This window comes from Chryseobacterium sp. Leaf405 (assembly GCF_001425355.1).
Lineage (GTDB): Bacteria > Bacteroidota > Bacteroidia > Flavobacteriales > Weeksellaceae > Chryseobacterium.
The window spans coordinates 738,152-752,757 of sequence record NZ_LMQN01000012.1 but is presented as its reverse complement, the minus strand read 5'-3'; the positions used below and the strand labels follow the sequence as shown (position 1 = coordinate 752,757).

The 14,606-nt window shown below is 35.5% G+C and carries 11 protein-coding genes; 4 read left to right on the top strand and 7 right to left on the bottom strand.

The window, feature by feature from the left end; all coding sequences use genetic code 11:
• Window positions 1–54: 54 nt before the first annotated feature.
• Window positions 55–1,011: a DUF4349 domain-containing protein gene (locus ASG22_RS09585; RefSeq protein ID WP_055983386.1), complete on the top strand. Its 957-nt coding sequence runs from the start codon at window positions 55–57 to the stop codon at window positions 1,009–1,011.
• Between the two features lie 253 nt (window positions 1,012–1,264).
• Here the strand turns inward: ASG22_RS09585 and ASG22_RS09580 are convergent, their stop codons facing one another.
• Together ASG22_RS09580 and ASG22_RS09575 are read right to left on the bottom strand one after the other, a co-directional pair.
• Window positions 1,265–1,630 carry a hypothetical protein gene (locus ASG22_RS09580; RefSeq protein ID WP_055983383.1) on the bottom strand — a complete coding sequence of 122 codons (366 nt, stop codon included), beginning with the start codon at window positions 1,628–1,630 and terminating at the stop codon, window positions 1,265–1,267.
• Window positions 1,631–1,656: 26 nt separating this feature from the next.
• Window positions 1,657–2,796 carry an acyl-CoA dehydrogenase gene (locus ASG22_RS09575; protein WP_055983382.1) on the bottom strand — a complete coding sequence of 380 codons (1,140 nt, stop codon included), beginning with the start codon at window positions 2,794–2,796 and terminating at the stop codon, window positions 1,657–1,659.
• 242 nt (window positions 2,797–3,038) lie between these two features.
• On the opposite strand from ASG22_RS09575, the gene ASG22_RS09570 reads away from it, so the two are divergent.
• Complete coding sequence (locus ASG22_RS09570; protein ID WP_055983380.1) at window positions 3,039–4,817, top strand: AMP-dependent synthetase/ligase; 1,779 nt, start codon at window positions 3,039–3,041, stop codon at window positions 4,815–4,817.
• A 216-nt stretch (window positions 4,818–5,033) separates the two neighbouring features.
• Here the strand turns inward: ASG22_RS09570 and ASG22_RS09565 are convergent, their stop codons facing one another.
• A complete protein-coding gene (locus ASG22_RS09565; protein WP_055983378.1) occupies window positions 5,034–5,810 on the bottom strand; it encodes a zinc ribbon domain-containing protein in 777 nt (258 codons plus the stop codon).
• A gap of 3 nt (window positions 5,811–5,813) precedes the next feature.
• Window positions 5,814–6,911 carry a Nif3-like dinuclear metal center hexameric protein gene (locus ASG22_RS09560; RefSeq protein WP_055983376.1) on the bottom strand — a complete coding sequence of 366 codons (1,098 nt, stop codon included), beginning with the start codon at window positions 6,909–6,911 and terminating at the stop codon, window positions 5,814–5,816.
• A 62-nt stretch (window positions 6,912–6,973) separates the two neighbouring features.
• Between ASG22_RS09560 and ASG22_RS09555 the strand changes: the two genes are divergently transcribed.
• Together ASG22_RS09555 and ASG22_RS20985 are read left to right on the top strand one after the other, a co-directional pair.
• Window positions 6,974–7,801 carry an ion transporter gene (locus tag ASG22_RS09555; RefSeq protein WP_055983375.1) on the top strand — a complete coding sequence of 276 codons (828 nt, stop codon included), beginning with the start codon at window positions 6,974–6,976 and terminating at the stop codon, window positions 7,799–7,801.
• Between the two features lie 43 nt (window positions 7,802–7,844).
• Window positions 7,845–8,003, top strand: a complete 159-nt coding sequence (locus tag ASG22_RS20985) for a hypothetical protein (RefSeq protein WP_157844713.1) — start codon at window positions 7,845–7,847, stop codon at window positions 8,001–8,003.
• A 91-nt stretch (window positions 8,004–8,094) separates the two neighbouring features.
• On the opposite strand, the gene ASG22_RS09550 is transcribed toward ASG22_RS20985, so the two are convergent.
• From ASG22_RS09550 to ASG22_RS09540, 3 genes are all read right to left on the bottom strand, one after another.
• Window positions 8,095–10,062 (bottom strand): T9SS type A sorting domain-containing protein, encoded by a 1,968-nt coding sequence (locus ASG22_RS09550; RefSeq protein ID WP_082504984.1) that lies wholly within the window; start codon window positions 10,060–10,062, stop codon window positions 8,095–8,097.
• Between the two features lie 134 nt (window positions 10,063–10,196).
• Entirely contained in the window at window positions 10,197–12,530 is a 2,334-nt protein-coding gene (locus tag ASG22_RS09545; protein ID WP_055983371.1) for a GEVED domain-containing protein, read from the bottom strand.
• Window positions 12,531–12,645: 115 nt separating this feature from the next.
• Window positions 12,646–14,496, bottom strand: a complete 1,851-nt coding sequence (locus ASG22_RS09540) for a T9SS type A sorting domain-containing protein (protein ID WP_157844712.1) — start codon at window positions 14,494–14,496, stop codon at window positions 12,646–12,648.
• Between the last annotated feature and the right edge of the window lie 110 nt (window positions 14,497–14,606).

Genomic DNA, 14,606 nt, shown 5'->3' with positions numbered 1-14,606 from the left:
ACAATCTTTACAAAACTTTCGCTCCTAATTTTACTTCAACAAAAAAATAATCTTATGAAAAAGTTCATCTTACTTGTTGCTGTATCGGGCACGTTTATTATGTGTAAAAAAGGAGAAGTTGCAACCTCTCAATTGGAAAACGCCGTAAATTCGGCAGACAGTGCAGTTTCTAAAGCTTCTGAAAAAATTAATACGATTAATGATCAGGCGAATGCTGCTTTGGATTCTACGAATGTTAAAATCAAAGAATTTGAAGATACTAAAAATGAGGTACAAGATAAAATAGAAAATACTTCAAAAATTGTTGATTCTTTATCTGATAAAATTGCATCGGTAAAACTGGAAACCAAAACAGAAAAGAAAGATTCGGCAACAAAAGAAGGAAAAATCGTTGTGAATGTTCCTGCTCCGAAAATAATCAAGGAAACAAAAATTATTTATAAAGACAAGTCAAAAAAAGAAAATTATGAAGTTACTGCTTTAAAGAATAAAATGGTAAAATCCGGCTTTATTAATCTGAATGTTGACAATTCCGAAACGGTAAAAGAGGTCGTGAAAGAAGAAATAAGAAAACATAATGGTTATGTAAAAAGCGAAGATTTTTCTTACATCGCCGACGAACCATTAAATTCTTCCTACTCTGATGCTGAAAAAGAAAGAAAAAACTATACGCTTGATGTAAAAGTACCGATCCGAAATTTCGACGAACTTATGGATCAGCTAAGCGGAATCGGTGAAGTTGAAAGTAAAAATGTCGAGGTTTTCGGAAACAATTATTCTGATAATGCGATCTGCAGCATCTCGATCAACATTGAAGATAAGCCAAGAGGTTTTAAAGAACCGGGAACTTTCGGTGGAAAATCACTGGCGGCAATTTCTTCCGGATGGAATGTGATCACGTCTATTTTCCTGTTTATTCTTCCGTTGTGGCCGCTTCTTCTGATTGCAGGGATTGGATATTATTTTTATAAAAAGAAAGGTAAAAACACAACCAACACCGATTCTCATTGATTTTTCAAATCCATTCGTGATTAGATTTAATTTTTAATAATATTTTAATGAAAATATCGTTTTAATGAAAATTCTAATTGATACTTTTACTTCAGCATTTAATTGATTATTGAATAACGATTTAACTTTTAGTAAAAAATGCAATCCAATATACAGAAACAATCAATTAGATTATAAAAATTTAAATATATATTATTAATATTTTGTGGTTCGTGTGAAAATAAAAGGCTCTCAATGCGAGAGCCTTTTATTGTTATTTCATATTCACTATTTTATCTACCACATATTTAGTGTTTCCTCTCCATGGCAAAGTTCCGTTGTATTCTTTGTAATGAAGATCAAATGATTTACCACTGTTGAGTTCCAATTGTTTGAAAACTTCAGGATCAGAAACAGAAAATTCAAACTCATAGCTGGTAATTGTTCCTGTTTTTCCTCTTCCAAAGCCTTCCTGAATCAATTTACCTTCATATGTTTTGAATACATACCCTTTATTAATAGCATAATTCAGATACCCTGATTTAACTCCATCTGCTAAAACGAAGAAAAATTTGTACCAGATAAATACTCCCATAAGTAATATAACTACCCCTAAAGTAATCCACAAAGGTTTTTTCATAAAAATAGTGTTTTGTTGTTGTTAAATTATTTTGAAATACTTCTTGAAATCACAATTTTCTGGATTTCAGAAGTTCCTTCATAGATCTGAGTGATTTTAGCATCTCTCATCATTCTTTCTACGTGATATTCTTTTACATATCCGTATCCACCGTGAATTTGAACCGCTTCAATAGTTGTATCCATCGCCACCTGAGAAGAATATAGTTTTGCCATGGCACCGATTTCAGAAATATCTTTTCCGGCATCTTTTTCTACAGCAGCTTTGTAGCAAAGCATTCTTGCCGCCATAATTTGAGTTGCCATATCCGCCAATTTAAAAGCAATCGCCTGGTGGTTGATAATTTCAGTTTTAAAAGCTTTTCTCGTTTTAGCATATTTTAAAGCCAATTCGTAAGCTCCGGAAGCGATACCTAGTGCCTGAGAGGCGATACCAATTCTACCTCCATTTAAAACTGCCATCGCAAAATTGAATCCGAAACCATCTTCACCAATTCTGTTTTCTTTCGGTACTTTCACGTTGTTGAAGATCAAAGAATGCGTATCACTTCCTCTGATTCCTAATTTGTCTTCTTTTGTACCGATTTCAAAACCTTCCCAACCTCTTTCTACGATAAATGCATTGATACCTTTATGTTTTTTCTCAGGATCAGTCTGTGCAATTACGATATAATAAGTAGCCGTTCCTCCGTTTGTTATCCAGTTTTTGATTCCGTTTAAAAGATAGTAATCTCCTTTATCCTCCGCAGTCGTTTTCTGAGAAGTTGCATCAGAACCTGCTTCAGGCTCAGACAAAGCAAAAGCTCCAATTACCTGTCCACTTGCCAAAGGAGTAAGATATTTCACTTTTTGTTCTTCAGAAGCAAATTTTTCAAGTCCGGCACATACCAATGAATTATTTACAGACATTACAACAGCCGCAGAAGCATCAATTTTTGCAATCTCTTCCATTGCCAATACATAAGACACACTGTCCATACCCGCACCACCGTACTTAGGATCTACCATCATCCCCAAAAGCCCCATTTCGCCCATTTTCTTTACCTGTTCAGTAGGGAATTTCTGGTCGCGATCTCTTTCGATAACCTCCGGTAATAGTTCGGTTTGTGCAAAATCCCTTGCTGCCTGCTGAATCATCAGCTGTTCTTCTGATAAATTAAAGTCCATAAAAATTGAATAATTAGATAGTGGCTAATTTACACTTTTTGGGCAAACCTGAAAATAGAATCATCAATTAGGGGTAAATCAATGAATTATCATAATTTTTAAATATTCATCATTTATAAAATTCGTTTGAATTATTAAATATATTATGCCACACATTTTAGTGATTTCTAATTAATCACTTCTAATTTCCACAATTAAAAAAAATGCTTATATTTAAAATCATTTAATTATTACTATATCTCATGACAATTAAAAGATTATTCGATATACCTCACCACGCATTAGAAAAATATCCGAAATCGGATATGTTCGTGACAAAATATAATGGCGAATGGAAAAAAACGTCTACACAGGAGTTTATTAATGAGGCCAATAAAATATCTAGGGGACTTTTAAAACTCGGCATAAAACCCGGTGATAAAATTGCTTTAATAACTACCAATTCACGCACAGAATGGGCTATTATGGATCTCGGACTTTCCCAGATCGGGGTAGTTTCTGTGCCTGTATATCCAAATATTTCGCCGGAAGATTACGAATTTATTTTCAGTAATGCTGAAATTAAGTACTGTTTTGTTTCCGATAAGGAACTTTTTGATAAAGTAATGAAGGTGAAACATAATATTCATTCTTTGCAGGGAATATTCACTTTCAACAATATCAGCGGAGCGGCAAACTGGAAAGAAATTCTTGATCTTGGCGAGGATGACTCTACACAAATTGAAGTGGAAGATCTTTCAAATGCCATCAATTCTGAAGATTTGGCAACTATTATCTACACCTCCGGAACTACGGGCAAACCGAAAGGTGTCATGCTGACTCATCATAATATTGTATCTAATGTTTTAGGATCAATTCCGAGAATTCCAAGAAAGAAAAGCCTGGATTATAAAGATACCAGAGTGCTGAGTTTTCTTCCGATCTGTCACATATTCGAAAGAATGCTTTTTTACCTTTTTCAATATAACGGTTTTTCTATTTATTTCGCAGAAAGCATCGATAAAATGGGCGAAAACGTGAAAGAAGTAAAACCTCACTACATGAGCGTTGTACCACGGCTGGTTGAAAAAGTTTACGATAAAATCTATGCAACAGGTTCGTCTGCAGGAGGTTTAAAACAAAAAATATTCTTCTGGGCGTTAGATTTAATTTCAAAAAAGAAAATCGTCTCAAAACCATCAGGGTTAAAAGAAATTATTGCTGATAAACTGGTATTTAAGAAATGGCGAGAAGGTTTGGGTGGCGAAATTGTGACTTTGGTTTCCGGGTCTGCCGCATTATCCACAAGACTGAACTTAATATTTCAAAATGCAGGAATTCCTGTTTTGGAAGGATACGGTTTAACAGAAACTTCACCCGTAATTTCCGTTAATACTTTCGGAAAAATGAAAGTGGGAACGGTAGGTTTGCCATTGGATAATCTGAATGTAAAAATTCAGGAAGACGGTGAAATTACGGTGAAAGGTCCTTCAATTTTCAAAGGTTATTTTAAAAATGAAGAAATGACCAAGGAAGCTTTTACTGATGACGGATATTTCCGCACAGGAGATATCGGACATATCGATACGGACGGATTTTTACAGATTACAGACCGTAAAAAGGAAATGTTTAAAACATCTGGTGGAAAATATATTGCTCCTCAAACGATTGAAAACTTAGCCAAAGCATCGAAGTTTATTGAGCAGATCATGGTTGTCGGCGACGGTGAAAAAATGCCTTGTGCTTTTGTACAACCGGATTTTGAATTTGCGAGAAGCTGGGCAATGAGAAATAATATAACGATAGGTTCTACTCCGCAGGAAATTGCAAAAAGCAAAGAATTGAAAGAAAGAATCGAAAAAGAAATTGAAGGCATCAACGAACATCTCGGAAATTGGGAAAAAATAAAAAAAATTGAACTAACTCCCGAGGTCTGGAGTATTGAAGCAGGACTTCTCACACCAACTTTAAAGCTGAAAAGAAAGGCCATTAAAGAAAAATTTATGAATCTTTATGATAAGATGTATGAACATCATGAATAATATGAAACCGCTTCTGTTGAGGCGGTTTTTTTTCTAAAAAATAATATCAATTGATGACCATCCCGTCAAAAATTCTTCCGAATTTTCGCCACCCCTTCGAAGGAGTGGAATTCTGACGGTAAGTTTAGAGATTGCTTCGTCGCTTCGCTTCTCGCAACGACATAAAAAAAGCTGCTTCAAAATGAAACAGCTTTTATATATTTTTAAAATAAGTAATTAAAACTTAATTACAGAATTCATTCTTTCGGTTTCTTCCATTACCAACTCGTCGTCAACAAGAATTTTTCCTGAATGCTCATCGATAATGATTTTCTTTCTCTGAGCAATTTCCATTTGCTTCTGAGGCGGGATTGTAAAGAAAGATCCTTTTGGAGCTCCTCTTTCAAGACCTACCACTGCTAAACCAGTTGGAGAATTTGTACGGATTCTATTGTAAGAAGCCAATAATCTTGCGTCGATTTTCGCTGAAAACTCTTGAGATTTAGCTAACAAATAATCTTCTTCCTTCTGAGTTTCAGATACTAAACCTTCTAATTCTTCCTTCTTGAATTTAAGGTGATTTTTAAGATCGCTGATTTTTATGTTAAGCTCGTCTAACGTTTCGTTTTTATGACCGATTTTAGCACCAAATTCTTTGATTCTCTTTTCAGCAAGCTGAATTTCAAGTTCCTGAAATTCCATTTCTTTGCTTAATGCTTCAAACTCTTTATTGTTTCTTACGCTATCTTGTTGAGATTTGTATTTTTCAATTAAAGTTTTTGCATGGTTAATTACCTCATGCTTTGTTTTGATCTGATCGTCCTGATCTTTAATTTCTGCATGAAATTTTTCTGCTCTTTTTTCAAGACCTTCGATCTCAATTTCAAGATCTTCTACTTCAATTGGCAATTCTCCTCTTGTATTTCGGATTTCATCCAATCTAGAATCAATGATCTGCAAATCGTATAAAGCTCTTAATTTTTCTTCAACTGAAATATCGTTGGTTGTTGCCATATTTTAAATGAAATAATTTACTGGGTTGGTTTTTTCAATAGATTTTGAAATTGCAAATGTACTAAATTTTTGTGACAAAATTTCAAATAATTGTTGGGTAACAAATTGTTCGGATTCGTAATGTCCTATATCACAAATCAGCATCTTAGATTCCGCAAGAAAATAATCATGATATTTAATATCTCCGGTAAGATATGCGTCACATTTTTGAGATAATGCAGACTTTATTCCGCTTGCTCCGGAACCGCCCAAAACCCCTACTCTTTTTATTTTTTTATCGGTAAAATCTGAATGTTTAATAATTTCAAGGCTAAATTTTTCTTTTACAAACTTCAGAAAATCTTTTTCTTCCATCGGTTCATCCAAATCACCATACATTCCTAATCCTGAATAATGATTGGCATTGTCTACACTATAAATCTGATGTGCCACTTCCTCGTAAGGATGCGCAGATTTCATTGCACTAATAATCTGATTTTGTTTAAAACTTTCAAAAATAATGGAAATCATATCTTCATCTGCATTTTCACGGATATTCTGTTGTCCGGAAAACGGATTTGCACCTTCAATTGGTCTGAAAGTTCCTTTTCCGTTAATCGTGAAACTGCATTCGTCATAAAAACCAATATTACCGGCTCCGGCAGCGAAAAGAGCTTCTTTTACCTGTTCAGAATAATCTTTTGGAACAAAAACCGTTAATTGTTTCAAATGATTTTTTTTAGGTTGAAGAATATTTAAATTTTTCAATCCTAATTGATTACAAATTCCTGCATTCACACCAAAAAAATCATTATCCCAAGCGGTATGAATAGCGTAAATTGCGACTTTATTTTCAATAGCTTTCAAAACGGCTCTTTCAACATAGTTTTTTCCTGTTAAAGATTTCAATCCTGAAAAAATAATCGGATGAAAACATACAATTAAATTGCAGTTTTTGTGAATGGCTTCTTCCACAACATTTTCCAACGCATCGTGGCAAACCAAAATTCCGCTCACATTACGGTTGGGAACTCCACACAGCAATCCCACATTATCAAAATCTTCTGCCTGCTGCAACGGAATGCGTGTTTCTATTTTTGAAATTACTTCGCTTATTGTCATTTTATTCTGTATGTTTGTTACGAAAATAGGGATAATTTGTTAATTTAGGAAAAACAATAAAAATGGAAAAAGAGCACAATCTAATTCCCGGAGAAGCGCTCTGGAAAAGACATCTTTACAGAATTATCTACCGTTCAGACACCAAGCTGGGACAACTTTTTGATATTATTTTATTGTCGTTAATTCTTATCAGTACCTTCATCATCATGATGGAAAGTGTACCTAAACTCGACAAAAGATTTCATTACACCTTTATTATTACAGAATGGATTATTTCATTATTTTTCACGGCAGAATACTGGTCCAGAATTGCCGTTGTTAAAAATAAAAAAAATTATATTTTCAGCTTTTTCGGAATTATTGATTTTCTGGCGCTTGTTCCTTTTTATTTAAGTTTCATTTTTCCGGTAACGAAATATTTCCTGATTTTCAGAATGCTGAGAATGCTGAGAGTTTTCAGGGTTTTCAATCTTTTAGATTTCATGAATGACGGAACAGTAATTGTGAGAGCTTTAAAAAACAGTTCAAGAAAAATTTACATTTTCCTTTTATTTTTAATTATTTTCTCTGTGATTGTCGGTTCTCTGATGTTTATGGTGGAGGGCGGAAGACCGGGCTTTGAAACCATTCCACAGGCAATTTATTGGGCGGTGGTGACGGTGACAACGGTTGGCTACGGAGATGTTTCACCCATTACTCCAATGGGAAAATTTTTTGCGGTGATCTTAATGTTGGCAGGTTATTCCATTATTGCTGTCCCGACGGGAATTGTGACGGCTGAAATGAGAAACAAAAGACAAAACCTGGAAAAAATATGCGAACGTTGCGGAAATGAAGATATTGATGATGATGCGAGATATTGTAAACAGTGTGGCAAGAAATTAGCTTAGTATTTGAAAATATTATCATCTATTAACTAAATACCATAAAATCATGGAACCACAAAAAAAAAATAAACCCAACACGTTAGTTGTTATTTTGTTTTCATTAATCGTATTAATGGTCATTATTTACTTTATACTTGTCACGTTTTTCCCGGCAGTTTTCTCAAGTATGAATACGGGAGATATTCAGCCAGTTCCCAATAAATAAAAGAATTATCAAACCAATTTATTAGTTTTAAAAATTAAATATAAAAGGCGATCTTATAAAGACCGCCTTTGATTATTGTATGATTTTAAAATTATTTCTTAATCGTTTTGATCGTTTGTTTAGAACCATCTTTCAGAATAAGACTCACTAAATACATTCCTTGTTTCAATTCTGATACAGAAATTGAACTTCCCGGACTGTCGATACTTTTCACTCTTCTTCCTGAAATATCTGAAATAACAACAGATTTTACATTTTCATATTCAGAAATATTAATTACATCCGTGAATGGATTTGGATACAGTGTAAGACTTTTCTTATTCTGAGCAATTTCAGAAGTTGCCAACACATTTGTAGTAATATTAAGCGTAAATGCATTCTCAGGTTCGTCATAGAAATCGCTGTAATATCCTACATTTACATAATATCGACTTCCTGAAACCGTTGGTACTGAAATCGTCTCTGTACCACCTTGCCCTTCACTATCTTCAGTTCCTTCACAAGACAAGCTTCCGCAAGTTCCGCTGTAAACTCCTATTTTAGCATCGAAATCGCTTCCTGCCGGCATAGTAACCGTAATATCAAATGTTCCTCCGTTACCCGTAAAAGTAAACCATGTTCCGTCATTCATTGCATTACTGCAAGCCGTTACAAATCCTGAACCATTGGTTGCTCCCGCTCCGTCACTCTGAACGTAAGTATAAGGGAAAGTGGTTGCCTGTAAAGCACCTGAACAGTCGTCATTCGCCGGTGGCGGAGGGAAAGTTCCTACACAGATATCAAAACTTTGATTGCTTCCTGCACCATAATAGCTATACACTCTTACATAATATGTTTCTCCAACGGTAAGACCTGTTAATGTTGAAGAATCTGAATCAGAACATAAAATACTTGTTAATGCGCCACATCCTCCACTGAAAACCTGGAAGTAAGTGTCTGTGTCATCTTCTGTACCTACAGAAACTATATTCAAAAGAGAAATTTTATGACTTGCCGCTGTTGCTACAAATTTAAACCAAACATCATCATCTGCAGTTCCATAACAAGGGTCAGGGGCTGTTCCGGAATCCGTTGCTCCAAGCGTGTACGCTGAAGTTACTGTTCCGCAGTTCGTATCCGGATTTACAGTAAGTGTAACGGCATCTGCACATTCATCATTAGTTGGCGGAGGCGGCACCGTTGTAAACATTACCTCAGAGCATCCTGAAGATTCTCCACCGACACCTACTGCAATCACTGTTATATAATGATCTCTATCAGGTTCTAAAGGTGAAGAAGGAGTATAGCTGTTAGTAGAAACCGCTACCTGATTCGCAATATCAGTTCCACCTGAAGATGTTCCGATGGAAACTTTGTATCCTGTTGCTCCAGCAGAATTATTCCATGTAATTGTTGGTGTAAGAGGAATAAATACAGCATTATTACCCGGATATGTAACTAACGGACAAGCCGGTATTGCACTTGCAGTTAATCCTTCAAAAGTCACAACCGATTTATAAGATGCCAGATTGCCATCCGTTGGTGGATTTGCCGGATCCGGATCGTCGTAATCATTTCTATAATAAATAGATGAATTTTGTACTCCGGGATACACATACATCGCTTCATCGTAATCATTATTGTCATACCCTGCAGAGTTTTCTTCTGCTGCAATGACTAAATTCCCAACGTTATCGTAAGCAAAGGGCGTTGGAAAAGTAATTTCGATTACGCCGTTTGAATTTGTCACAGTTCCTGAAAATACCTGCGTTAATTGAGATGAGGGAATCCAATCTGATTCTGAAGAAAAAGATGTTTTAGCAGTATTCCCCAAATACACAACCCATTGAGATGAATTGGAAATTGACATTGATGCATCCAGATAAAACTTCAATCCGGTAATATTTCCGGCAGCGTTGGCATTGATTTCCTGTTTCGTGAAAATCTGCTGAACATACGAATAACCGTAGTACGTACTGATGGGAGCAACCCCTCTATCGGTACTTCCAGAGCCCAGACTAATCTGGGCACTAAAACTCATGCTGATAAACAACAAGCATGAAAGTAGAAATTTTGTCATAAACTGTAATTTTACTGATTTAATGCTAAATTAATAATAAACTTTCGATATAATGATGAATAATTTCAATAAGAATAAAAAATATAGCGACTAATTTTTTAGCCGCTATTTACATTGAAAATAATTATTAGATTTTATTTTTTGATTGTTTTTATCGTTTGCTTAGAACCGTCTTTCATTTCTAAAGTAATCAAATACATTCCTTGTTTTAATTCACCTAAGTAAAGGTTTGCATCAGGTTTAGTAATCGTTTTTACCAATCTTCCTGAAACATCTGTTACTAAAATGGTTTTGACATTCGCAATATCAGAGATATTCAATACATCAGAGAATGGATTTGGATATACTTTGACGTTGTTTTTTACAATATTTGCTTCTGATGTAGAAAGTACTGAATTAACGACATTTATATCATCAACATATAGATAATATTGCCCTAAATCAGAATAAGCATTGAACCCAAAATAGTAAACACCTGTTGTAGATGGAGTAAAGGACAATGATTCCGTATGAGCCATCTGATCATTGATTGAGCTATAATCGGCTAAAGAATTAGTCATCTCACCTTCAGTTGGAGACGTTCCGTAAGCTACTTTTAATTTTTCAACATATGTAGTTGAGTTATTTCCGTATTTATAAGATATTGTATACTGTGTACCCGCTGTTAAATTAACACCTTGAGTATAAAACCAAGTATTAGCATCACCACTATAGGTATATGAATATCTTAAAACCTTTGAACTGAATCCCGGGCTATCTGTAGGAGCCGATGCAGTTGTCCAGCTGTTTCCTGATCCTAAATTTTCTACAGATCCGCACAATGGTAAAGCAGGTACTGCAGCGTTTTCAAAATCTAAAGTATAAGGCACTGAAGCTCCTACGCAAGCAGTTGTAAAAGTAACTGATGGCGTCCACGGACTGCTGTCGGTTGTAGAACAAACAGATCTTACCCAAGCATAATAAGTTGTAGCGGAAGCTAAACCTGTTATCTGTCCTGTATTAGTTGTAGAAGTTACCGAGTTTGTTCCATTTATTACGGTAGTAGATGTTGGAGCAATATTGGTTGTGCTATAATAAATTTGATAACCGTTTGACGGAGCTGTTGCTGGCACTTCCCAGGTTAAAGTTCCTGTACTAGATGTCATTCCTACAACAGAAGGTAATGTAGGCTCAGCGCATGACGGAATATTTTCTACCATAACATCATCTATATAAATAGATCTGTAAGAACCTCCTAAACCATGTTTAAATGCAAGAAATAAATTTGAACCTGCAGGTATATTAACTGTATAGATTGTTTGCGTATTTGTTAATGTAATTGTTTCGATGGAAGTAAAAGTAGACGCATCCATATTACTGCTTACTGTACCTACCTCTAATAGATATCCTTCAGAACCTGATTTTGCAAAAAATCTAACTCTTCTTGTACCATCTGACAATCCCGTTGTTTGCGGAGACACCAACATGATATTACCTGAAACATCACTACTATTATATAAATAGTAAGAATTTGGCGAAGAATAAGACTCATAACCATATACATAACCATAGCCAGCACTTCCGCTTGTTTCTAAATAACTCCAGCATTGTGGTGCATTACTAGATAAGTAGGATCCAACCGGAGTAGTATCAAAATTTTGAGCATAAGGTATTGTGAATGCCACACAAAGTGTCTGAAAAGAAGTATTTACAGACCAAAGACTTACGTTTGAAGCCCCACATTTTGCTCTTACCCAAACATAATATTGCGTAGCAGGATTTAATCCTGGAATAGTTGCCGTAGTCTGTGTAGATGACACACTTCCTGTAGGCACAGTGGTAGAAGTTGGAGCTGTAGATGAAGTAGAAACATAATAATCGTAGCCTACCCCTACAGTACTGGTTGGAGCTGTCCACGAAATAATTGCAGAATTAGCAGTTATTGTATTGGATGATAGATTGCTCGGAGCTAAACAACTTGGCGCTGCAGCAATATGTAAAGTATAATCATGAGCTTCACCGTAGCCATCTGTATTACAAGGAATTGGCTGACTAGAATATCTGTCTCCCACTCTCATTCTGTAATTACCTACAGTTGTAGTAGAAGGTATAAGAATAGTCCCGTTTGTAGTATTAACACCAGCAACAGAGGCACTGCTTCCTGAAGCAATTAATTCTGGAGCAGAATCCTCGAAAATGCCATCGTTATTAAGATCTACCCAGATTTTTACATTTTGATTACTATACCCATGTGTTACAGAAAATGAATAGGTAACCCCTGCATTCAGATTGATTGTCTGCGCCGTAAAATCACCGTAAGAGCCTGAAGAACACCCAGTGGTCGCATGATTAAAAGTCGCATTCGGAATTGCAAAACTGTCGATCTGATCGCCATATGTACAGCCGGAAGAAAAAGCCGGAGTACAGTATGTCTGTGAATAGGCACTAACCCCTGCAGCTAGCAGAATAGTGAGTAAAAGATTTCTCATAAATAAATATTTATTTTTTTGTTAATAAAATCAATTAAAGAGCAATGAGTTCATGTAACTGACAAAACAATAGCAACCGTGAACAGTTGCTATTGTTATTATTTTATTTTGTAAATTATTTTTTGATGGTTTTGATGGTTTGTCTAGAACCGTCTTTCATTTCTAAAGTAACCAAGTACATGCCTTGTTTTAATTCACCTAGATAAAGATTGGCATCAGGCTTAGTGATAGTTTTCACCAATCTTCCTGAAACATCTGTTATTAAAACATTTTTAACATTAGCAATATCAGAGATATTCAATATATCAGAGAATGGGTTTGGATATACTTTGACATTATTTTTTGATTCTTTTACTTCGTTGGTTGCCAACACTAATGATGAATCATAAGCAGAGATTCTGAATTCTCCATCTGTAACGCTTGTATTTCCTGTATATTTCCAAACACTGATATACAATTTTGCACCCGGCGTCTGCCCCGTAAGAGAAACATAAGAGAACAATCCGCCTGCAGGATTATCATCATTACACTGAATCAATGTAAGACCAGAACAGTTTCCTGAATAAACAGACATTACCGTATCTGTAAATGTAGAACCTGTAGCCAATTTAGTTTCTAATGTAATGCTTCCACTTGCAGGAACAATTACTGAATACCAAACATTATTATTTGAACTTGTCTGACATGTAGCTCCCGCACTTGAAGTTGAATTTACACTTGTAGCAACAATTGCATTCTGATCAAAATTTCCTCCTGGCGCTAAAGCAATTGCTCCCGCACACTCATCATTAGCAACCGGAGTTACGGCTGTGGTCGTCAGTTTTCTTTCGGTGCAAGAAGAGCTTACATTTGTTCCGTTATATGAATTTACAGTATAGAAATAATCTGTATTTAAAGCTAATGGAGTAGAGAATGTATAAGAAGTAACGTTTCCTATATCTGTGTTGTTCAAAACATTGTTTCCTCCCGCAGTAGTTCCCACTGTCAATCTATATCCCGCCGCACCTGGAGATGCTGCCCAAGAAATAGTTGGCTGAAGAGGTGTATTTGTCGCATTGTTCGCAGGAGAACTTACAGAAGGACAGGTGATACCACCCGTTGTAAAGCTTGTTTCTGTACATCCGCTTGAAGTTCCTGTAGCATTTGACGCATATACTTTTAAATAATATTGAGTATTATAGCTCAATGCGTTTGTTAAAGTATAACTTGTCACGTTTCCTACATCTACCATGTTCATCACGTTGGTTGCGCCAGGTGTTGTTCCTAAACTGATCTTATACGAACTCGCAGTTGCAGCGGAAGCCCAAGTAATGGTAGGTAAAACAGAAACTCCTGTTGCCGCATCAGCAGGTGCAGAAACTACAGGACAAATCGGTGCATTTGGTGCTAAACCTAAGAAAGTAATTCTTGATTTGGTTGAGGTTCTGGTTCCTGATGGCAAAGTTCCTGTAGGATCAGGATTATTACTATCACTTCTGTAATAAATTGAACTGTTTGAAGCTCCCGAATAAGTATAGAAATAATTCCCGGCATCATAATCCGGTTTGTTTTCATCTACTGCAATAACAAGATTATCGGTGTTATTATAAGCAAAAGGCGTAGAAAACGTCACGGTAACTTCACCGTTAGCATTAGCCACCTCCGCATCATACACTGGTGTAAGAGAAGCTACAGGAACCCAATCTGATGTAGAAGAAAAATTTGTTTTCGTTGTATGGCCAATGTACACTTTCCACGTTGTAGAATTGGTAATAGACGAAGTTGCACCCAAATAAAATTTAACTCCGGTAATGTTTCCGGCAGCGGAAGCATTTAATTCACTTTTGGTAAAAATCTGTTGAGTATAAGTGTACCCATAATTGGATGAAACAGGAATAATTCCTGTTGACGTTCCACTTCCCAGTGAAATCTGAGCAGACACCCCTATTCCGAAGGCCATCATGCACATTAGTAAAAGTCTTTTCATACTTAGTAAAAATAAAATTAGTGAGCTAAAGGTATAAATTAAATCCATTAAAAGAGTTAAAATTTAATAAATTATTAACACATACTTAACCTAATTAAAATATTTTTAAA

What these genes read in the sequence shown, in the direction of transcription:
- ASG22_RS09585 (WP_055983386.1), top strand. Translation starts at nt 55, where the DNA reads ATGAAAAAGTTCATCTTACTTGTTGCTGTATCGGGCACGTTTATTATG.
- ASG22_RS09580 (WP_055983383.1), bottom strand. Translation starts at nt 1,630, where the DNA reads ATGAAAAAACCTTTGTGGATTACTTTAGGGGTAGTTATATTACTTATG.
- ASG22_RS09575 (WP_055983382.1), bottom strand. Translation starts at nt 2,796, where the DNA reads ATGGACTTTAATTTATCAGAAGAACAGCTGATGATTCAGCAGGCAGCA.
- ASG22_RS09570 (WP_055983380.1), top strand. Translation starts at nt 3,039, where the DNA reads ATGACAATTAAAAGATTATTCGATATACCTCACCACGCATTAGAAAAA.
- ASG22_RS09565 (WP_055983378.1), bottom strand. Translation starts at nt 5,810, where the DNA reads ATGGCAACAACCAACGATATTTCAGTTGAAGAAAAATTAAGAGCTTTA.
- ASG22_RS09560 (WP_055983376.1), bottom strand. Translation starts at nt 6,911, where the DNA reads ATGACAATAAGCGAAGTAATTTCAAAAATAGAAACACGCATTCCGTTG.
- ASG22_RS09555 (WP_055983375.1), top strand. Translation starts at nt 6,974, where the DNA reads ATGGAAAAAGAGCACAATCTAATTCCCGGAGAAGCGCTCTGGAAAAGA.
- ASG22_RS20985 (WP_157844713.1), top strand. Translation starts at nt 7,845, where the DNA reads ATGGAACCACAAAAAAAAAATAAACCCAACACGTTAGTTGTTATTTTG.
- ASG22_RS09550 (WP_082504984.1), bottom strand. Translation starts at nt 10,062, where the DNA reads ATGACAAAATTTCTACTTTCATGCTTGTTGTTTATCAGCATGAGTTTT.
- ASG22_RS09545 (WP_055983371.1), bottom strand. Translation starts at nt 12,530, where the DNA reads ATGAGAAATCTTTTACTCACTATTCTGCTAGCTGCAGGGGTTAGTGCC.
- ASG22_RS09540 (WP_157844712.1), bottom strand. Translation starts at nt 14,496, where the DNA reads ATGAAAAGACTTTTACTAATGTGCATGATGGCCTTCGGAATAGGGGTG.